Here is an 18,298-nt window from a genome sequence, read left to right as displayed (position 1 = left end):
ATTCGCTTGCACAGCGATCAGCCGGGGCCGCCCAGAAATTCCTTGGCCCGCGCCAGCAATTCCCTGGTCGGCTTCTTGGCCGGACGTCGATCCGCTATCTTCCCGGCAAGCCGCTCGACGATAAGGCGGTGCCCCATGCCAATGGCGATCTCCAGCAGCTCCTCCTGGTGCGGATGGATCACCGTGTAGTCCCTGTCGACTTCGGCACACCGTGACACGGCTTCATCGAACAGCCGCGCAAAGCGGTCCGTATCGTGCCGGGCGTTCAACAGCAGCTGGAAGAAAGCCCACTCCACCATGTGCTTGTCATTCGGAAGCCCTTGCCCGGCCCAATCGAAGGCGATGGCCTGGCGCAATAGCGGTTCCGCCGTCTCGATCTGCGCGGCACGATTGAATGCGATGCCCGCGCGCACGAGGTGGTTCATCGCCTGGTTGGGCCTGGACTGATTCGCACGATGTTCGGCATCCGCCCGTTCGGTTGCAAGACAGAAAAGCAAGGCGGCCTCCGCATGAAGCTGTCGGTCCTGCCGGCGATGCGCGCGATCGCCAATATCGAATGCCGAGAAAGGCGCGTCGGCTTTCTCCTTGATCAGTGCGCGTGCGGCATCGCGGTCAAAAGTCGGCAGGTTCATTGCTGGATAAAAAAAGCGGAAGGCGAATGGTGCAGTGACCGTGCAGGCCGGCTTGTGGCCGACTGCGGCTGTCGTGCCCTGCAGCGTCATGAAAAGGACCGGGCTCTCATTCTCACCCGTCGCTTGTCTCGCGGAGTTCTGGCCGACTGCTGCCACAGGACGATCGGCAACCACGCCGCAAACTACACCGCCCTGAACGTCCCATGCACTCCCAACGGAAGCGCATACGGAAGCCGGACTTGCGCCACCGGCCCATCACCGACGTGATGCACATTGAACACGGAGATCACAGTCCGCCTCTGCACCGTATCCAAGGCAGTACCGACGGCCCATTGCGAATTCCTCCCCGCGTACACATGCTCCTCGGCAATCCAGTCGTCGCCAAAACCGTATGACTGAATGGTCCCCTGCTTCACGTCGAAGCTCGCCAGATCCCCCCAGTCCGGCATGCCGCTCGGCCGCCCGGGGTTGCGGGCCACGCACAGCACCTGCTCGTAGTCGCGCCCGGAAAGCGCAGGGTCGATGACCGGAAATTCGCCTTCCAACGTATCGAACCGCGTGACCTGCGGCGACCTGCCCGCGCGGAGTTCGACCAGCGTCATCACCGGCCCCTGCACATGCACGTACTTCCCGCGCATGACGTTCCAGCCGGTGGCCATCGCCTGCGGCTCCGCGTTGGCAAAGACGTCGAAGCGGATCACCTCGTCGTCGTCTTCCCAGGCGTTGCCCACGTGGTGAATGATCCATGCCGGAAGCTGGTACCAGGTCTGCTCCCAGCTGCGCTTGTCGATCACCAGCACGCGGGTTCCGAGTTCCGGCGTCCAGTTCACCGACAACCCGAATGCCTTGCCGGCGATCAGCTTTTCCCTGTCGAACAACGCGGGAGGAAGCAGAAAGACCAGATGGTTCCGAGTGACGGCAAAGTCGTGCATCGGCGGCAGGTCCTTCACCGCGAAACGACGGCATACCTTCACCGCCCCGGTGGCCGATAGCTTGTAGACGCTCAGCTCCGATGCAATCGGGTCCGATCCAAAATTCCAGAGATCGCCATGGCCATTGGTGCCGATCTTCGGGTGCGCCGAAAAAGGCCTGAGCAGTTCGGGGCTGTCCGCGCGATAGATGCCCTTTGTCTCCAGCGTCTCGGGGTCCAGTTCATGGGGCGATCCGGGTTCCCACAACGCCAGCAGCCGGCCCGCGTGATAGACCGCGCTCAGGTTGGCCGAGTTCATCTCGTCGATGTCGGTATTGAGTTCGGTTTTTCCGGGCACTGCCGAGCCGAACGCGCTGAGCAGGTACTCGCCGGCCGCTTCCTCGGCCTGAAATTTCTTCGTGCGCACGAAGCGGCCGGTATGCGTCACCGTGCCATCCGCAAAGCGAAAGGCCTGGATCATGCCGTCGCCGTCCCACTTGTGGGCGTAGCGGCCCGCGCCGCGATCGTGCATGGCGGGGCCGTTGCGGTACAGCACGCCTTGCAGATCCTTCGGCAATTTTCCGGTGACCTCGAGCGGTCCCGTCTGCATGTCGGCGCTGACAGGTGTTTCGTAGCCCACCGTCCAGGGCTTGTGTCGCCGGGCTTGAAACGCCTTCTTGATGTCCCCGTCTTGCCAGCTCATTGTTCCCGCCTCATTTCTGTTGGCTCTTTCAACTTGCACCGCAACGCAACGATTTCGATGAACCCGCGAGGGGTCGCGAATTCATCGATCGGTCAATATAGCGGTCATGGCTCGTGCGTTGTTCGGGAGCAGGTCGGGAGTGTCCGTTCCGGGCCACATGCAAGCGTCGCGAACGACGGGTCTCCGGTCGGGAGGCTAAGCGTCGATGCGCTCTGCTTGTCGCGCGATGAAGGCCGCCACGCGCTGCACGAGTGCCCGGTCGCCGCCTGCAGCCGCCACGCTGGCCGCCGCCTGAACGGCGACGGTCTCGCCGATGGCAAGGATCACTTCCTCCGCCGCTGCAGCCGCCAGGCCGAAGTGCGGCGCCGCCTCTCGCGCCAGCGCCATGCTGGACGCGTGCTGCCCCGCAAGAACGGCCAACTCCTGATAGCCCGTGTGTCCGCCCAGCTGCATCACCAGGTCGAAGGCGGGGGCAAGGCGCCACCGTCCGTCCTCGCCCCGCAGCGCGCCGTGGTTCTTCACGTGATCGTCGCTGTTGCCCACTGCCAGGTTGAACACCAGCCGCCGGAACAACTCGGCCAGGTCTTCCTGCGGGCGGCGTGAAATGCGCCGCAGCAGTTGCGCCAGTTCGACGTAGCTGCCCCGGCTGGATTCATAGGGCACGTCGAGCAACGCCGACGCCGAGAGGTAGTGAAAGCGCCGCTCGTCGGTCACCGGTCCCGCGCGGTCGAAGCGCTCGACCAGCAAGGCGTGCCCCGACGCCAGGGGTTGCAGCAGGAAGGGCGGAACCTCGATGCCGCAGGCGTTGGCCAGCCAGAGCGTGGCCGCCTCGATCACTTCCACGTCGTGGTCGTCGCCGCGCGATGCGAACTTGGCGATGAAGCGCCGCCCCTCGTGCACGAAGGCTGCCTTGGGCCGCGCACCGCCCAGGCTGCCGCCGCGCAGCAGCCGGTGCATGTCGGGCCCGATCTCCATGCCGGCTTCGACACGCCGCGATGCCTCGGCCAGCGCCTGCAGCGACAGCAGAGCCGAAGGCGGCTCCTCGCTCTGGATGGGCAGCGATTCGGCAAACACCATGGCGCCGATGCGGTCCTCGTTGGTCAGCAGCAATGCATCGATATCGGACAGGGGCTTGCCCTGGCGTATCTCGAGCACCTTGCGGCCCCAGCTGTCGGGCAGCGCATCGCGCAGCGTGAGCGGCATGGCACCGCCTTCGCGGATGCGGCGCTCGGGCAGTGCGAAGGCCGCATCGCGCAGCGGCAGGTACTCGGGGTTGAGGGGCGCGGCGGCCGGGTCTTCCAGGTAGCGCCGGCCGTAGGCGAATTCGCCGGACTCCACCACACCGCGGCGAACGACCTTCATCAGGCCTGCCGGTTGCACCCGTTCGCCGGTGTGGTGCGCGAGGCCGACGTAGATGCGCCGCTCGACATCGGCGTCGTCAGAAGTCACGTTCGCCCTCCGCGATCACGCCCGCGGCGCCTTGCGCGGCCGGCCTGCGCACGCGGCGCTTTGCGGCCAGGCCGGCGGGGGCAAGGGCCACGCCGTCGAGCGAATCGATTTCGCCGAAGAGCCACAGCGCATGGGCCAGCAGGCCGATGCTGGTGCCGGGCTTGCCCGATTCGAGTGCGCGCAGGGTGTTGGGCGAACACAGCAGCCGCTCGGCCATTTCGGCGATCGTCCATTCGCGATGAACCCTGTGCGCGCGCAGGCGCAGGCCCAGCCTTTCAAGGGGCGCGGTGGTTTGCGAGGGCAGGGCAGAAAGGCTGTGGCTGCTTTTTGACATCAATAAAATGACTATTAAACGGCTTAAGAGTCATTTTATTGCGTATTTGTGAATATGGGAAGGCCGCCTCATCCAGGCAGCGCCGCCCTTCGCCCGTCCTGCTGCTCCAGCCCCGCGAGATCGCTCTCGTCCTTGAGCGCGACGCCGGTCAGCCCCCGGCTCAGGGACTCGCGCATCAGCCACGCCAGCTTGAACGCGGCGGCCTCGTAGGGCAGGCCCTCGGGCCGCACGTTGGAGATGCAGTTGCGCGCCGCATCGTTCAGCCCGCGCTTGGGCGAATGGGTGAGGTAGATGCCCAGGCTGTCGGGTGAACTCAAGCCCGGCCGCTCGCCGATCAGCATCACCGAGAGCATCGCGCCGAAGAGCTCGCCCACCTCGTCGGCCAGCGCCACGCGCGCCTGCGTGGCGATGACCACGGGCGAGAAGCGCGTGTCGGCCGGCAAGTGCGAGCGCAGGGCGGCGAGCAGCGGTGCGGCGTGGCGCGCGACCGCGAGCGATGAAAGCCCATCGCCGATGACCACGCAGACATCGCAGCCGTAGCGCCCGATGCCGCGCAGGCGCCCGTCGTCTTCGTCGTCGAGCTGGCGGCCCAGGTCCGGACGGCGCAGATAAGTGGTGCGGTCCGCCGCACGGCTGCGGGCGCGGGCGACTTCCCAATGCTGCGCGCCCAGCGTGGCTTCGAGCGCATCGACATCGAGCGCCGCATGGATCGCATCGCGCGCCATCGCATGCGCCCAGCCGAAGCGCAGCGTCTCGTCGGTGGGCATGCCGGCGCCGGCGCGCCCGAGCGCCAGGCGTGCGGGCGTGGCGGAGCGCCATTGCGCCCAGGGGTTGGGTGTGACGGCGTCGCTCATCGTGCGGCGAGGGCGTTGAGCCCGCTCATGTCGGCCAGCAGGCGGTTGGAAGAAGGCGGCGCGAGCTGTCCCGCCGCATCGGTGATCTGCATGCGCTGCAGCCACGCCTCGAACTCGGGCGCGCGCTTCAGGCCCAGCGTCTGGCGCAGGAACAGGGCGTCGTGGAACGAGGTGCTCTGGTAGTTGAGCATCACGTCGTCCGCGCCCGGAATGCCCATGATGAAGTTGATGCCCGCGGTGCCCAGCAGCACGAGCAGCGTGTCCATGTCGTCCTGGTCGGCTTCGGCATGGTTCGTGTAGCAGATGTCGCAGCCGATCGGCAGGCCCAGCAGCTTGCCGCAGAAGTGGTCTTCCAGGCCGGCTCGGATGATCTGCTTGCCGTCGTACAGGTACTCGGGCCCGATGAAGCCGACCACCGTGTTGATGAGAAAGGGCTTGTAGCGCCGTGCGAGTGCATAGGCGCGCACCTCGCAGGTCTGCTGGTCCACGCCGAAGTTGGCATTGGCCGAGAGCGCGCTGCCCTGGCCGGTCTCGAAGTACATGACGTTGTCGCCGACGGTGCCGCGCTTCAGGGCCAGCGCCGCCGCATAGGCCTCGTCGAGCAGTTCGGGCGTCACACCGAACGAGAGGTTCGCCTTCTCGGTGCCCGCGATCGACTGGAACACCAGGTCCACCGGCGCGCCGGCCTCCGCGAGCCTGAGCGTGTTGGTCACGTGCGTGAGCACGCAGCTCTGCGTGGGAATCTCGAAGCGCTGGATCACCTCGTCGAGCATGTGCAGCAACTGGCCCAGCACCGGCATGCTGTCGGAGGCGGGGTTCAGGCCGATCACCGCGTCGCCCGCGCCGTACAGGAGGCCATCGAGCGTGGAGGCGGCCACGCCGCGCAGGTCGTCGGTCGGGTGGTTGGGCTGCAGCCGCACCGACAGGTGCCCGGGCAGGCCGATGGTGTTGCGAAAGCGCGTGACCACGCTGCACTTCTTCGCGACCGACACCAGGTCCTGGTTGCGCATGAGCTTGGACACGGCCGCGACCATCTCGGGCGTGAGTCCGGGGGCGAGCGCGGTGAGCGTGGCGGTGGTCGCTTCATCGGACAGCAGCCAGTTGCGAAAGTCGCCGACCGTGAGGTGCGACACCGGCGCGAAGGCCGCTGCATCGTGGCCGTCGAGGATGAGCCGCGTGATGTTGTCGCTCTCGTAGGGAACGAGCGCTTCGGTCAGGAACTGCTTGAGCGGCGTGTCGGCCAGCACATGGCGCGCGGCCATGCGCTGCTGCGCGGTGGCGGCGCCCACGCCGGCCAGGTAGTCGCCCGAGCGCGCGGGGCTGGCGAAGGCCATGACCTGTTTCAGGTCGTCGAAGGTGAAGACCTGTTCTGCGATGGTGGTGCGGTAGCGCATCGTCTTTCAGGCGTCGGTTCAGGCGTTGGTGGCGGAGGAAGAAAGCATCTCGTCGGGCGCGGCCGCCTTGCGCTGCGAGGAGGTCGCAAGAAAGTAGCCGTAGGCCGCGGCCATCAGCACCAGGAACAGCACCGTCAGCATGAAGTTGAACCACACCATGGCGCCCAGGCACACCACGCCCAGGCCGAGCGCAATGGCCGGGAACACGGGATAGAAGGGCGCGCGGTAGGTGCGCAGCAGGCCGGGCTCGCTCTTGCGCAGCTTGAAGAGCGCGGCCATGGAGATGAGGTACATCACGATCGCGCCGAGCACGGCCATGGTCACGATGTTGGCGGTGAGCGTCTGGCCGCCGAACTGCACCCACTCGTCGCTGAAGATCGCGACCACGCCGATCACGCCGCCGGCCAGCAGCGCGCGGTGCGGCGTGTCGAAGCGCGGGCTCAGGCCCGCGAAGTAGGCCGGCAGGTAGCCGGCACGCGCCAGCGCGAAGATCTGCCGCGAGTAGCCCATGATGATTCCGTGGAAGGACGCGATGAGCCCGAAGAGCCCGATCCACACCAGCATGTGCAGCCAGCCGCTGTTGTCGCCCACCACCGCCTTCATGGCCTGGGGCAGCGGGTCGTTGATGTTGGCCAGCTTGCGCCAGTCGCCCACGCCGCCCGCAAAGATCATCACGCCGAAGGCCAGCACCACCAGCGTGACGATGCCGGTGGTGTAGGCGATGGGAATGGTGCGGTGCGGATCGCGCGCCTCTTCGGCCGCCATGGCCGCGCCTTCGATGGCCAGGAAGAACCAGATCGCGAACGGGATCGACGCGAAGATGCCCGAGATCGCCGCGCCATTGAGCACATTGCCGCCGGCCCAGCCGTTGGCGACGAAGTTGGCCATCGTCCAGCCGGGCGTCACCACGCCCATGAACACCAGCAGCTCGACGATGGCCAGGATGGTGACGAACAACTCGAAGGCCGCCGCGATGCCCACGCCCACCCAGTTGAGCGCGATGAAGATCACATACGCCCCGAGCGCGAACCACTTCGGGTTGATGCCCGGGAACTGCACGTTCAGGTAGGCGCCGATGGCCAGCGCGATGGCCGGCGGCGCGAAGACGAATTCGATCAGCGTGGCAAAGCCCGCAACGAAGCCGCCGGTCGGCCCGAAGGCGCGCCGCGCATACGCGAAGGGGCCGCCCGCATGCGGGATGGCGGTGGAGAGCTCGGTGAAGCTGAAGATGAAGGTGGTGTACATCGTGGCCACCAGCACCGTGGCGACCAGGAAGCCGAGCGTGCCGGCCGTGTTCCAGCCGTAGCTCCAACCAAAGTACTCACCGGAGATGACCAGGCCCACCGCGATCCCCCAGAGCTGGATGGGGCCCAGGACCTTTTTCAGGTGACCCGTGCCCTGGGCAGTCGATGCGGCCGGCGTGGCTTCGGTGGAGTGCATGAGGCTTCCTCTCTTCGTGAATGTTGACAGTGCGCATTCAGCAAAGCAAGGGTCGTTCCACTACGTACATCGCGCTACATCGGCCGCAGATGCGCGCTGGCCATAATCGGGGCCTTTCAATCCCCGAGGTGTTTCGTGAAGTCTCTTTTCTGTGCCGCTCTCGTCTCCGTCTTCGCCATCCCCGCAGCCTTTGCGCAAACCGCCGCCGTGACCACGCCCAGCGGCCTCATTTACCAGTCGCTCAAGGAAGGCACCGGCGCATCGCCCGCCGCCACCGACACTGTCAAGGTCCACTACCGCGGCACCTTCCCCGACACCGGCAAGGAGTTCGACAGCTCCTACAAGCGCGGCGAGCCGACCGAGTTCCCGCTCAACGGCGTGATCCCGTGCTGGACCGAAGGCGTGCAGAAGATGAAGCCGGGCGGCAAGGCCAAGCTGACCTGCCCGCCGTCGATTGCCTACGGTTCGCGCGGCGCGGGCGGCGTGATTCCGCCGAACGCCACGCTGAACTTCGAAGTCGAGCTGGTCTCGGTCACCAAGCGCTGATCGCCCGGGGCCTCGCGGATCGCCCAGGCACCGGCCGCCTGCATGAAGCGGTCGGCCGCCTGCAGCTGGGTGGCGCAGATCCATTCGTCCGGCTGGTGCGCCTGGGCGATGGAGCCGGGCCCGCACACCACCGTCGAAATGCCGACCTGCTGGAAGAAGCCCGCCTCGGTGCCGAACGGCAGGTCCGCCTCGGGCCAGAGCGCGCCGAGTTCGCGCGCCACCGAGACCGCCGCGTCGTTGTTGCGCGTGGACAGCGCCGGCACGCCGGCGATCTGCACCGCCTGGACCGTGACGCCGGCGGGAAGGTCCGTCAGGGCCTCGCGGACCGCATCGCGCACGAGCTGCGCCGCCGCTTCATCGTGCGGCCGGAATTCCCACAGGACCTCGCAGCAGCCCGGCACGATGTTGATGGCCGTGCCGCCGTCGATCCGGCCGATGTTGAGCGTCGCCTCGTTGCCCTGCCTGGCAAAGCTTCGCCGTAGGCCCGCCAGGCGGGTGACCAGGTAGGCCGCGGGCTCGATCGCGCTGGCGCCCAGCGACGGGTCGCTCGAATGCGCGGGCAGTCCGCTGAAGAGCGCCCGGTGCCCGAAGAAACCGCGGTGCCTGACGCCGATGCGCATCTCGGTCGGCTCGCCGACGATGGCCAGCGCAGGCGCCTGCACCTGTGTCTTCAGGCGGCTCACCAGCCGGGGCACGCCCAGGCACCCGATCTCTTCGTCATAGGAGAACGCGAGGTGGATCGGCCGGCGCAGCCGCCGCAGCTGCCACGAAGGAACGGCCGAGAGGCAGGCGGCGATGAAGCCCTTCATGTCCGCCGCGCCGCGGCCGTGGAACCGGCCATCGCGTTCCACCAGCGTGAAAGGGTCTGAAGTCCAGTTCTGGTCCGCCACGGGCACGACGTCGCTGTGCCCCGAGAGCACCATGCCGCCCGCGGCGTCGGGGCCGATGCTGGCAAGAAGGTTCGCCTTGCGTCCGTCTTCGCTGTGCACCAGCTGCACTGTCGCCCGGTGCGTCTCCAGGTAGTCGGCGATCCACTGGATCAGGTGGAGGTTCGATCGATGCGAGGTCGTATCGAAGGCCACCAGCGTCCGCAGGATCTCGACCGTGGTCATGCGGTGCGGCCGGCCTGGGTGCGGGGGTCAGACAAGACAGTCATGTTCGGGTCTCGTGGGGTTCTTGGATTTCGTGGGTCTCGCGGGTTTCGCGGGTTTCGTGCGAACGGGAACGCGGGCTAGAAACAGCAGAAGCCGGTGCAGGTATAGCAACAGCGCCATGGGACGAACATCCCATGCCTCGCTCGTGGGTGTCAGGACTTCAGGGCTTGCTTGGCAGAATGATTGCGTCATGTGGTGACCTCGCTATGAGGGACAGCATGACAGTGGAAAACGCGGTGATATTGGTGAAAATTTGGCGCTGCAAAGACTGCACGGCGCATCCCGTCTAGGCGTGCGTGGCCACGGCCGGCCCCATCGATTCGAACAGCCTTTGGTACTCGTTCAGCGCCAGATCGCGCAGTGATAGGTGATGGTTGGGATCGATCGTTATCCCATGAATGGAGAAATCAAAGTTCTCAATACTCATCAAAAAATCGGATCGAAGTTTGATAATCGACGCCAAATCGCTTGCGTCGAAATCTCCAGCGGCAGAGGAAATTTCGGGTATCTCCGGATCACCATGAGGGATCAGGCAGGTCCAGATAAGCCCATGGCGCTCCACAGCCGGGAACATCGTGACGCTGAAGCATTCCGCGGTCTTGGGCGCGAGCTTCTCGGGCACCTTGCGGCACTGCCCATCGGACCCGAAGCGCAGGCCGTGGAAGGCGCACACCAGTTCGTCCCCCTCGATGCGCCCGGCGCTCAGCGGCAGCCCGCGGTGCGGGCACACGTCGCGGCCGATGCGAATGCCATCGGGCATTCGATAGATGGCCAGTCGCAGATCCAGCAGGGTCAATTGCCTCGGCTTTGCCGGCACCACGTCGGCGCGGGCGACGGGAAACCATCGCCTGGCCAGGAGGGCCCAGTCCTGCCCGGAGAACGTGCAGCCCGGCGGCAGGAATCCGTCGGGCAGGGGGAGGGCGCGCGGGGAGGGCGGTTCCATGGCTTGCGCTGCCTCCCTGGCTACTTGACCAGGCCGATCCGGATTCTCCGGTTGTGCTGTCCCTTGTTCTCGATCTTCAGGATGCGCAACGGTGCCGATTGCGAGGTCTTCGTCAGGTGCGTGCCGCCGCAGGCCTGCCGGTCCAGCCCCACGATCTCGATGATGCGGGTGGTGCCGTCGCCCTGGGGCGGCGGTGCGACCGAGCGGCTGCGCAGCACCCCGGGTTCGCGCGCGAGCGCGGCTGCATCGAGGTACAGCGCATTCACCTGCAGCCCATCGGAGATGAGCGTGTTGAGCTCCGGCTCGAGCTTGCGCAGGTCGTTGTTGTCGACCTCGGGCAGGTCGAAATCGATGCGGGCCGTGCCGTCGGCCGCCATTTGCACGCCCGTGACCAGCGAGCCTTCGAAGCGCTGATAAACCAGCGCATTGAGGATGTGCAGGCCTGTGTGCAGCTGGCTCATCAGCGAACGGAACTCGGGGTCCACGCTGGCGGTGACCGTTTCGGCGGGCGTCGCGCCGATGTCGGCTTCGTCGAAGCAATGCCACGCATTGCCGCCTTCCATTTCGACGCGGCTGATTTTTACCTGGCCCCCGTTCCATTGCAGCGTGCCGCGATCGGCCAATTGACCGCCGCCGCCCGGATAAAAGAAAGAGCGGTCCAGCAGGACGGCATTCGGGCGACGGGCCAAAACATTGGCTTCGAAATTGAAACAATCGGGTTCGGTATGGCAAAGATAACGCGACATGATTCCTCGGTTTGCAAAAGGCCTATGAAAAACGGCGGGCCGTGACGATGCCGACCAAAATGATCGCGCCCCCCACGAATTCGGTAATGCTCAGGTATTCCTGGAATAGATAGGCGCCGAGCACGGTCGCAATCACGGGCTGTACCAGCAGCGTGATCGAAGAAAGTGCGGCGGGCAATTTGGCCAGCGCATAAGCAATGAGGCCTTGTCCGCCCACATGCGACACGACCGCCAGCGCCAGCAGCATCAACATGCCGTGGACCGTGTGCGGAACCAGCGATTCGCCGCGCAGCAGCGTGATGGGCAAAAGAACGATCAGCGTGCCGACGCTGCTCCATGCCATGACGGTCATCGTCCGGTAATTCGATCGCACCAGGCTGACCGCCAAAAGGTACGAGCCGTAAAAAACGGCCGTCAATAGCCCCAGCAGATTTCCCGTCATGTAGTTCGAACCGAAATCGAGTCGGTGGCCGATCAGGATGAATGCGCCGGCCAATGCGAATAGCATGCCGAACATGAAGCCGGAATTGAATTTTTTACCCAGGAAAATATTGGACCCGAGCACCACGAAAATAGGCGCGAGATTGGCCAGCAGATTCGAATTGGCCAACGTGGTCAGCGTCATCGACCAGTGATAGAGCGCCAGGTTTCCCGAGAAAATGAACCCTACGAGAATGAGCTTGATCGGAATGAGCGGCGTTTTTTCGGATGTCGAGCCGCTCTTGCTCACGGGCTCGGCTCTCGCCGCAAGCATATCGAGCAGAAAGAAAATGGGAATTGCCAGTGCCACCCGATAGACCGCGCTCGCGGTCGGGGGCAATTCGCTGTGGCGAAGAAAAACGCCGCCCAGCGCCAACGCCGCCGCGCCAAGCAGAAGCGCAACGAAAGAAAGGAAATTGTTTTTTGAAGCTACAGGCAGTGCAATGGTCGTCATGGTTGATTCCGATACGACCGAGTCTCCATCGGTCGTATCAGTCGGTTTGTTTTTGGTGTCAAATAAAATCTCCGGGTTGAAGCGCTAATGCCCTTCAAATCCCTCGATCACCATCAGCTGCATATCGACTGCAGCATCCTTTCGCAATCCTCGCGCAAAGGTGTATTCAGGCGATTCGTAGAATTCTCTCGCCGCATCGGCGGATTTGAATTCGACAAGAACCACGCGCCGCTCATCCATCGCGCCTTCCAGATGCATGCGCTCGCCTCCGCGTGTGAGAAACCTGCCTCCGAATTTTTCTACGATGCCGGGCGTGAGTTGCTTGTATTCGTTGTATTGATCCGGATCCACAATGGACATCCGGCCAATCAGATAGGCGACCATATCGCAACCTGATTCGATATGTGAAATGCCGTTCAAGCGCAAAAGCTCGAAAGCCGCGCGCTATACATAGGCCAATTTTCTTTCCTGGGCCACGCCGGATTGCAGCAATGCCGCATTCAGAACGTCCCAGAGGCCGGTGAGCGAATCGAGGAAATCGTCCGCACCCTCGATCACCAGGTGGGCGTATTCCGTCTTCAGGGCGAGTTCGACCGCGGTGCGGGCGTTCTGCTCGTGGTGCTGCTCGGCGCCGACTTCGCCCCAGTGCTCCAGCAGGTAGTGCATTTCGGGCACGTCCAGGTCCACGTTGTAGATGCCGCTGTCCACGAGGCAATACTTTTCGCCGGGAATCAATTGCTGGTTCGAGATCATTTCCAGCGCGAGCGTGGTGCCCAAATTCCGGTAGGTGTTGTCGATGTCCGTCATCTTGCGGTGATCGAAGACGCCGATGGCCTTGCGAACCTGCGCTGTCATTCCGGTTTCCATGTCGTAGCCGGGCAGGGAGCCGAGCAATTGATTGGAAAAATCCTTGAGCTTGGCTTCGACCTGCTCCTGGTTGTAGAGATCGGAAAACACGGGCTTCTCGCCCGATTGATTCACGATATAACCGGCCATCGTCGCCAATTCGGGGCCGTGGCCCGATTCGCTTTCGACAATTTCCTCGAGCAATTCGCTTTGCCGGTGCAGCCCGTGCGCCTTGAGCGCATCCGGAAAATTCCATCCAGGGCGCGTCGATGCGCAGAAACTCTGGATCTGGTGAAAAAGAGCTCCCACCACGGGAGGCTCGGGCTCGACCTTGACCCAATTCTGGAAAATCGGGTGCGAATAGCATCGATGACTTTTAACTCTCTCAACCAGATCGGAAATGGTAACGCTCATTTCGTGCTCCTAATTACAGTTGGTTAAAAAATGCCGTGGGAATTGACTATTTGCTTGCCATCAACATTCGCCCTCCAGGGTGATCTAGAACTTCGACCCGCACATTCGAAAAGCCTGCGCGGAACAATTTTTCAGTCCATTCTTCTTCGCTCAAGAGCTTTCTGGACATGAAATGGTTGTGCAAATGATTGAACGCCGCGGCAAATGGCTTTTCCCAGTTGGACGGTGCAACGGGAATGGCATCCACGATGATCAGCGTGCCCTTGATGGCGTGGGCGCAGCACGCGCGCAGCAGGGCGTCCAGGGTTTCTTCTTCGGCGGGAAGAAGGTCGTGCATGACGAATCCCGCGTGAATGATGTCCGCGTCCCGGATGAGGGAGGCGTCTTCCACGAGAACCTGGATGGGCGCCGTGACGAATTGGAGCCTGTCGCTCATTCCCGCTTCGCTGGCGGCGCGAACGGCTTGTTCGGTAGCCGATGCGCTGAGGTCGATTCCAACGCCTTTGGAGCCCGGAATTTTCTTGAGCATGCGAATCAAAAATCCGCCGGAACCCGATCCGAGGTCCACGATTTTCTTGGGCGCCATCGCGACAATGGCATTTTCGGGCTGGGGATAAAAGGATTTCTCGCCCATCCATTTCGATGTGCGGGCCACCAATCCGCCGCTGCGGGGGTATTTGAGCTGGGCCTCCTCGTTGTTTTCCGAGAATTCCTTGGCGTTATTGATCAAAGGAGCGCAGGCACGCAACGCCCAGGAGAGATATCCGACTTCATTGATCAATTCATCGAAATTGCTGCCGGCCTTGTAGGTTGCCGGCGCATCCGTACTCAAGACGTCGATGATTCCTGCCTTGCTCAGGGAATCGAGATAGGCGGAAATCACCGACTCCTTGATTCCGCAGGACATGGATGCCGTTGCGGCATCCACGACCGGCGAATTCTGGAGAATTTCTATGATTCCGTATTCAGCGCCTATTTCCAGCAGGATGGCAGAGCCTGCGAGTGAAGAGCCGGTAATGCTGCGATCGACGTTTTGCATGGGCCACCTGTGAGTTCAACGTTATTGGAAACCAATTGATTACTTTGCAATAAGCTGCGAACCATTGATTGCACGATAGAGAGCGTGCGCAGACCCGTATTGGCAAAAATTGCAGTTGCGGGCCATTGCGTCAAAAAGCGCGCGCACACAGGCCCCGCCGCCCGGGTGCAGCATGAAAAAAAAAGAAACGGGGTCTTCAGCGCGCGGCCCAGGCGCCGGGCGGGCGGGGTCTCAGCAGGTGCGGGCGCGCACGTACTGCAGCGGCGTCATGCCGAAGGTGCGCTTGAAATGCCGGGTGAGGGCGCTCTGGTCGTAGAAGCCGCTCGCGACGGCCGCTTCGATCAGCGGCCGGCCGGCGGTGAGGTGGGCGATGGCCGCCCGCAGGCGCAACTGCGTGAGGTAGGTGTGGGGCGTGAGCCCGATCGTGCGGTTGAACGCGCCGATCAGCTGGAACGGTGTGAGCCTGGCCGCTGTGGCCATCTGTTCGAGGCTCAGTCGTTCCGAGAAGGCATCGCGCAGCAGTTCCAGCACCGGCGCAAGCACGCGTGCATCCGTGGGGGCCTGGAGCACGCGCTGCCCCGGCTGCGCATGGCTCTGGAAGAGCGTGCCGAAGCTGTGCACGAACAGCTCCTGCTGGCGCAGCGGGTCCCACTCCGCGCTGTTGCCGTCGAACGCCCGGTGAAGGTCCAGGAAGCTGGCGATGAGGTCCTGGTCGGCGAAGACGTTCGAGCCGAAGTACCGGGGCTGGTCGATCCCCAGCGTGGCCATCAGGTGCCTGATGCCCGGGTCGGCCAGGTAGATGGAGCGGTACCGCCAGCGTGCGCTGCCGCCCATGCGGCCCGAATGGGGTTCGGCCGGGTTGAAGACCAGGAGCGCCTGCTGGTGGGCCATGCCCGTGCGGCCGCGGCTCTTGAACTCCGCGCCGCCGGCCTCGGTGACCGCGATCACGTAGGAATGGTGCACGTGCGGCGCGTATTCGTGCGTCGTGAAGTCGGCATGCAGCATGTCCATGCCCGGCATGCCGGGCACATGCCAGTAGCGCGACGTATTCAGAGGGTCCAGCTTGGCCAACGAAAGCCTCCGTTTGGATCGGCAGTTGCAGCGCCCGGCGCCTTCAACCGATGGCATGGCACCCGGATGGTGAGCCTGGCCGTCTATTTCCCGTGATTACAGCGCGATCCGGGGCGCATGGGCCACCGCCGGATCGCTGCATGTCGATTTCAAGCAAAGGCTGTGCCATTCCAGGGGCCCGGTGCGGCGGGCCTGACCCGGGAAAGATCAGATTCACGAATGCCGGGGAATGCTTCACCATGCCCCGCGGCGCAGTCACTTCCTGGAGACCTTCATGAACATGCCTCTCGAAAGCACCGAACCGGCGTTTCAGTCGACGCTGGCCGATGGCGGCGATACGCACAAGGTGTTCAACCAGGCCGATCCCTGCGTCGGCCACAACGCATTCACGGGCGACGTGGCGCTGCGGGAACTCGTCGCGCGCCATGCGGCCTGGAGCATTCCGGATGCGACGGCGCTAGGCGCGTTGGCAGGCAACGAAGAGGTGCAGGACCTTGCGCGCCTCGCCAACGAACACAGCCCGCAACTGCGCACGCACGACCGCTTCGGCAACCGCCTGGACTGGGTCGAATTCCACCCCGCCTGGCATCAGCTGATGACGCTGGCATTCGCGCATGGCGTGCCCAGCCTGGCCTGGACAACCAGCGAGCCTTCGGGGCACCTGGCCCGCGCGGTGCTGAGCTACCTGTGGAACCAGGTCGAGAACGGCACCGGCTGCCCCACGGGCATGGCCTACGCGGCATGTGCAGGCTTTGAGGGGCGGCCGGAGTTTGCGATGTGGCGCGAAAAGACGCTCTCCGGGCACTACGACCCGCGCCGCCTTCCGCTCCCGCAAAAGACGGGCGCCGTGATCGGCTACGCCATGACCGAGAAGCAGGGCGGCTCCGACCTGCGCCAGACGCAGACCACGGCCACCTTCGCCGGCACCGAGAACGGCGCCCGCATCTACAGCGTGACGGGCCACAAGTGGTTCTTTTCGGTTCCGACCTCGGACGGCTTCTACACGCTGGCCCGGACGGCATCCGGCGTCAGCTGCCTTTTCGTTCCGCGCTTCCTGCCGGACGGCAGCGCCAATCGCATCGCCGTGCAGCGCCTGAAAGACAAGTGCGGCAACCGTTCCAACGCATCGAGCGAGGTCGAGTTCAACAAGACCCGGGCCATGCTGGTCGGCGAGGAGGGACGCGGCATCCGCGAGATCCTGTCGCACGCGCACCTCACGCGGCTGGACTTTGCCGTGGGCTCGGCGGGCCTGATGCGGCAGGCGCTGACATTGGCGATCCGCCACGCAGCGACACGCGACGGCTTCGGGCGCCGCATGGCCGACCTGCCGATGCAGACGAATGTGCTGGCCGACCTGGCGCTGGAAAGCGAAGCGGCCATGTGGTCGGCGATGCGCGTCGCGCGGGCCACCGACAGCATGGCATCGAACGAACGCGAGCGGCTTCTCGCGCGCGTGGCCACGCCGGTGGTCAAGTACTGGAACTGCCAGCGCGCGACCTATTTCGTCTACGAGGCACTGCAGGTTCACGGCGGCAACGGCTTCATCATGGAGAACCCCATCGCGCGGCTGTACCGCGAGGCGCCGCTCAATTCGATCTGGGAAGGCACGACGAACATGATGTGCATGGACGTGGTGCGCGCGCTCGGCCGCGAGAAGGGCGCGCTCGATGTGTTCCTGGATGAAATTGCTCCACCGGAAATTGCCGATGCGGCGCACGCGAAGTTCATCGCCGGCCTGCGCGACGATCTTCGCGGTGGAGCGATCGACGAGGGCAATGCGCGCGCCGTCGTGACGCGCATGGCGCTTGCGCTGCAGGCGAGCGAGATGCTCAGGCACAGCACCGATGCCGTTGCGCAGCGCTTCGTGGCATCGCGCCTGGGCGGTCAGCATGCCGGCATCATGGGCACGCTGGCCACGGGGGCAGACCTGCGCGAGATCGTCGCGCGCGCGGACGTGACCGCGCCTGGCGCATCCTCTTCGTGAGACACCGCGCAACCGGCTTTGCCGGGCCGCTGGTGTCGCCCCCGGCGCGGGGAAAAGAGATGCGGCGCGAAGCCCGGGAGCGTGTCTATATCTGTGCCATGCCGCCGTCGACGTACAGCTCGATGCCGTTGACGAAACTGCTGTCGTCGGAGGCAAGAAACACGACGGCCTTCGCGATTTCATCGGGCGTGCCGACCCGGCCGAGCGGAATGTTCTGCGCCTGCCCTTCGATGAAGCCCTGCACCTGTTCCGGGGTGAGGCCCAGCAGGTCGTAGCCGGCGGTGGGCACCACGCCCGGGCTGATCGCGTTGACGCGGATGCCTGCGTCCTTCAGGTCCACCGTCCAGCTGCGCGCGAAGCTGCGCACCGCCGCCTTGGTTGCGCTGTAGACGCTGAAGGCCGGCGTGCCCTTGATGCTGGTGATCGACGCGTTCAGCACGATCGATGCGCCCCTGGGCATCAGCGGCAGCGCCTTCTGCACGGTGAAGAGCAGGCCGCGCACGTTGGTGTCGAAGGTCTTGTCGAAGTGCGCTTCGGTGATCTGGCCCAGCGGCGAGAGGCTGCCGCCGCCCGCGTTGGCGAACAGCACGTCGAGCCGGCCCTTCTGTTCCTTGATGGCCGCGTAGAGGCGGTCGAGGTCGGCCAGCTTGGAGACGTCGCCGAGCACGCCGGTCACGTTGCGGCCGATGGCCTTCACCGCCGCATCGAGCTCGGCCTGGCGGCGGCCCGTGATGAACACGTGGGCGCCTTCGGCCACGAAGCGTTGCGCGGTCGCGAGGCCGATGCCGCTGGTGCCGCCGGTGACGAGGGCGATCTTGTCGTTGAGCTTGGGTTGGGACATGACTTCTTCCTTGGAGATTGCTGCGAGGCAGCGTTGACGATGCAAGGAAGTTTGGGCGCGACCC

Annotated in this window: 18 protein-coding genes; 2 read left to right on the top strand and 16 right to left on the bottom strand. The window is 64.5% G+C overall.

The annotated features are described in order from the left end of the window. Positions 1–17: 17 nt before the first annotated feature. The 7 genes from BM133_RS11315 to eat all read right to left on the bottom strand — a co-directional run bounded on the left by BM133_RS11315 (position 18) and on the right by eat (position 7,716). Positions 18–722, bottom strand: coding sequence for a hypothetical protein (locus tag BM133_RS11315; protein ID WP_143100114.1), 705 nt, complete (start codon positions 720–722; stop codon positions 18–20). A gap of 92 nt (positions 723–814) precedes the next feature. Continuing rightward, complete coding sequence (locus BM133_RS11310) at positions 815–2,245, bottom strand: carotenoid oxygenase family protein (RefSeq protein ID WP_093433739.1); 1,431 nt, start codon at positions 2,243–2,245, stop codon at positions 815–817. A 195-nt stretch (positions 2,246–2,440) separates the two neighbouring features. Then, a complete protein-coding gene (locus BM133_RS11305) occupies positions 2,441–3,694 on the bottom strand; it encodes a type II toxin-antitoxin system HipA family toxin (protein WP_093433738.1) in 1,254 nt (417 codons plus the stop codon). After that, on the bottom strand, positions 3,684–4,028 hold the full coding sequence (locus tag BM133_RS11300) for a helix-turn-helix domain-containing protein (RefSeq protein WP_093433736.1): 345 nt from the start codon (positions 4,026–4,028) through the stop codon (positions 3,684–3,686). The genes BM133_RS11305 and BM133_RS11300 overlap by 11 nt, the downstream gene beginning before the upstream one ends. A 68-nt stretch (positions 4,029–4,096) precedes the next feature. Further along, positions 4,097–4,882 carry an ethanolamine ammonia-lyase subunit EutC gene (gene eutC, locus BM133_RS11295; RefSeq protein ID WP_093433735.1) on the bottom strand — a complete coding sequence of 262 codons (786 nt, stop codon included), beginning with the start codon at positions 4,880–4,882 and terminating at the stop codon, positions 4,097–4,099. Continuing rightward, a complete protein-coding gene (locus BM133_RS11290; RefSeq protein WP_093433733.1) occupies positions 4,879–6,276 on the bottom strand; it encodes an ethanolamine ammonia-lyase subunit EutB in 1,398 nt (465 codons plus the stop codon). The genes eutC and BM133_RS11290 overlap by 4 nt, the downstream gene beginning before the upstream one ends. A gap of 18 nt (positions 6,277–6,294) precedes the next feature. Beyond that, positions 6,295–7,716 carry an ethanolamine permease gene (gene eat / locus BM133_RS11285; RefSeq protein WP_093433732.1) on the bottom strand — a complete coding sequence of 474 codons (1,422 nt, stop codon included), beginning with the start codon at positions 7,714–7,716 and terminating at the stop codon, positions 6,295–6,297. A gap of 135 nt (positions 7,717–7,851) precedes the next feature. Between eat and BM133_RS11280 the strand changes: the two genes are divergently transcribed. Beyond that, positions 7,852–8,262 (top strand): FKBP-type peptidyl-prolyl cis-trans isomerase, encoded by a 411-nt coding sequence (locus BM133_RS11280; RefSeq protein ID WP_093433730.1) that lies wholly within the window; start codon positions 7,852–7,854, stop codon positions 8,260–8,262. On the opposite strand, the gene argE is transcribed toward BM133_RS11280, so the two are convergent. The 8 genes from argE to BM133_RS11240 all read right to left on the bottom strand — a co-directional run bounded on the left by argE (position 8,175) and on the right by BM133_RS11240 (position 15,409). After that, on the bottom strand, positions 8,175–9,374 hold the full coding sequence (argE, locus tag BM133_RS11275) for an acetylornithine deacetylase (RefSeq protein ID WP_093433729.1): 1,200 nt from the start codon (positions 9,372–9,374) through the stop codon (positions 8,175–8,177). The genes BM133_RS11280 and argE overlap by 88 nt on opposite strands. Positions 9,375–9,702: 328 nt before the next feature. Further along, on the bottom strand, positions 9,703–10,359 hold the full coding sequence (locus BM133_RS11270; RefSeq protein WP_093433727.1) for a Rieske 2Fe-2S domain-containing protein: 657 nt from the start codon (positions 10,357–10,359) through the stop codon (positions 9,703–9,705). Between the two features lie 20 nt (positions 10,360–10,379). After that, on the bottom strand, positions 10,380–11,105 hold the full coding sequence (locus tag BM133_RS11265; protein WP_093433726.1) for an alanyl-tRNA editing protein: 726 nt from the start codon (positions 11,103–11,105) through the stop codon (positions 10,380–10,382). 22 nt (positions 11,106–11,127) lie between these two features. Continuing rightward, positions 11,128–12,039: a DMT family transporter gene (locus BM133_RS11260; RefSeq protein WP_093433724.1), complete on the bottom strand. Its 912-nt coding sequence runs from the start codon at positions 12,037–12,039 to the stop codon at positions 11,128–11,130. Between the two features lie 84 nt (positions 12,040–12,123). Next, entirely contained in the window at positions 12,124–12,423 is a 300-nt protein-coding gene (locus BM133_RS11255) for a DUF1330 domain-containing protein (protein WP_093433723.1), read from the bottom strand. Between the two features lie 60 nt (positions 12,424–12,483). Then, positions 12,484–13,299, bottom strand: coding sequence for a hypothetical protein (locus BM133_RS11250; RefSeq protein ID WP_093433721.1), 816 nt, complete (start codon positions 13,297–13,299; stop codon positions 12,484–12,486). 46 nt (positions 13,300–13,345) lie between these two features. After that, positions 13,346–14,338, bottom strand: coding sequence for a class I SAM-dependent methyltransferase (locus BM133_RS11245; protein WP_093433720.1), 993 nt, complete (start codon positions 14,336–14,338; stop codon positions 13,346–13,348). A 231-nt stretch (positions 14,339–14,569) separates the two neighbouring features. Continuing rightward, a complete protein-coding gene (locus BM133_RS11240; protein ID WP_093433718.1) occupies positions 14,570–15,409 on the bottom strand; it encodes an AraC family transcriptional regulator in 840 nt (279 codons plus the stop codon). 274 nt (positions 15,410–15,683) lie between these two features. On the opposite strand from BM133_RS11240, the gene BM133_RS11235 reads away from it, so the two are divergent. After that, positions 15,684–17,393: an acyl-CoA dehydrogenase family protein gene (locus tag BM133_RS11235; protein ID WP_371286318.1), complete on the top strand. Its 1,710-nt coding sequence runs from the start codon at positions 15,684–15,686 to the stop codon at positions 17,391–17,393. Between the two features lie 85 nt (positions 17,394–17,478). Here BM133_RS11235 and BM133_RS11230 read toward each other — a convergent pair whose 3' ends face one another. Continuing rightward, positions 17,479–18,234, bottom strand: a complete 756-nt coding sequence (locus tag BM133_RS11230; protein ID WP_093433717.1) for a glucose 1-dehydrogenase — start codon at positions 18,232–18,234, stop codon at positions 17,479–17,481. Positions 18,235–18,298 lie beyond the last annotated feature (64 nt).

The sequence above is a fragment of the Variovorax sp. 770b2 genome (assembly GCF_900115685.1).
Lineage (GTDB): Bacteria > Pseudomonadota > Gammaproteobacteria > Burkholderiales > Burkholderiaceae_C > Variovorax.
Note: the sequence above shows the minus strand (reverse complement) of the source record. Positions and strands in the feature narration are given on the sequence as shown.

Excerpts from the sequence above, each read along its gene's own strand:
- BM133_RS11260 (WP_093433724.1), bottom strand. The coding sequence starts at position 12,039 with ATGACGACCATTGCACTGCCTGTAGCTTCAAAAAACAATTTCCTTTCT.
- BM133_RS11290 (WP_093433733.1), bottom strand. The coding sequence starts at position 6,276 with ATGCGCTACCGCACCACCATCGCAGAACAGGTCTTCACCTTCGACGAC.
- argE (WP_093433729.1), bottom strand. The coding sequence starts at position 9,374 with ATGACCACGGTCGAGATCCTGCGGACGCTGGTGGCCTTCGATACGACC.
- BM133_RS11300 (WP_093433736.1), bottom strand. The coding sequence starts at position 4,028 with ATGTCAAAAAGCAGCCACAGCCTTTCTGCCCTGCCCTCGCAAACCACC.
- BM133_RS11235 (WP_371286318.1), top strand. The coding sequence starts at position 15,684 with ATGAACATGCCTCTCGAAAGCACCGAACCGGCGTTTCAGTCGACGCTG.
- BM133_RS11265 (WP_093433726.1), bottom strand. The coding sequence starts at position 11,105 with ATGTCGCGTTATCTTTGCCATACCGAACCCGATTGTTTCAATTTCGAA.
- BM133_RS11245 (WP_093433720.1), bottom strand. The coding sequence starts at position 14,338 with ATGCAAAACGTCGATCGCAGCATTACCGGCTCTTCACTCGCAGGCTCT.
- BM133_RS11230 (WP_093433717.1), bottom strand. The coding sequence starts at position 18,234 with ATGTCCCAACCCAAGCTCAACGACAAGATCGCCCTCGTCACCGGCGGC.
- BM133_RS11270 (WP_093433727.1), bottom strand. The coding sequence starts at position 10,359 with ATGGAACCGCCCTCCCCGCGCGCCCTCCCCCTGCCCGACGGATTCCTG.
- BM133_RS11250 (WP_093433721.1), bottom strand. The coding sequence starts at position 13,299 with ATGAGCGTTACCATTTCCGATCTGGTTGAGAGAGTTAAAAGTCATCGA.
- BM133_RS11255 (WP_093433723.1), bottom strand. The coding sequence starts at position 12,423 with ATGGTCGCCTATCTGATTGGCCGGATGTCCATTGTGGATCCGGATCAA.
- eat (WP_093433732.1), bottom strand. The coding sequence starts at position 7,716 with ATGCACTCCACCGAAGCCACGCCGGCCGCATCGACTGCCCAGGGCACG.
- BM133_RS11310 (WP_093433739.1), bottom strand. The coding sequence starts at position 2,245 with ATGAGCTGGCAAGACGGGGACATCAAGAAGGCGTTTCAAGCCCGGCGA.
- eutC (WP_093433735.1), bottom strand. The coding sequence starts at position 4,882 with ATGAGCGACGCCGTCACACCCAACCCCTGGGCGCAATGGCGCTCCGCC.
- BM133_RS11315 (WP_143100114.1), bottom strand. The coding sequence starts at position 722 with ATGACGCTGCAGGGCACGACAGCCGCAGTCGGCCACAAGCCGGCCTGC.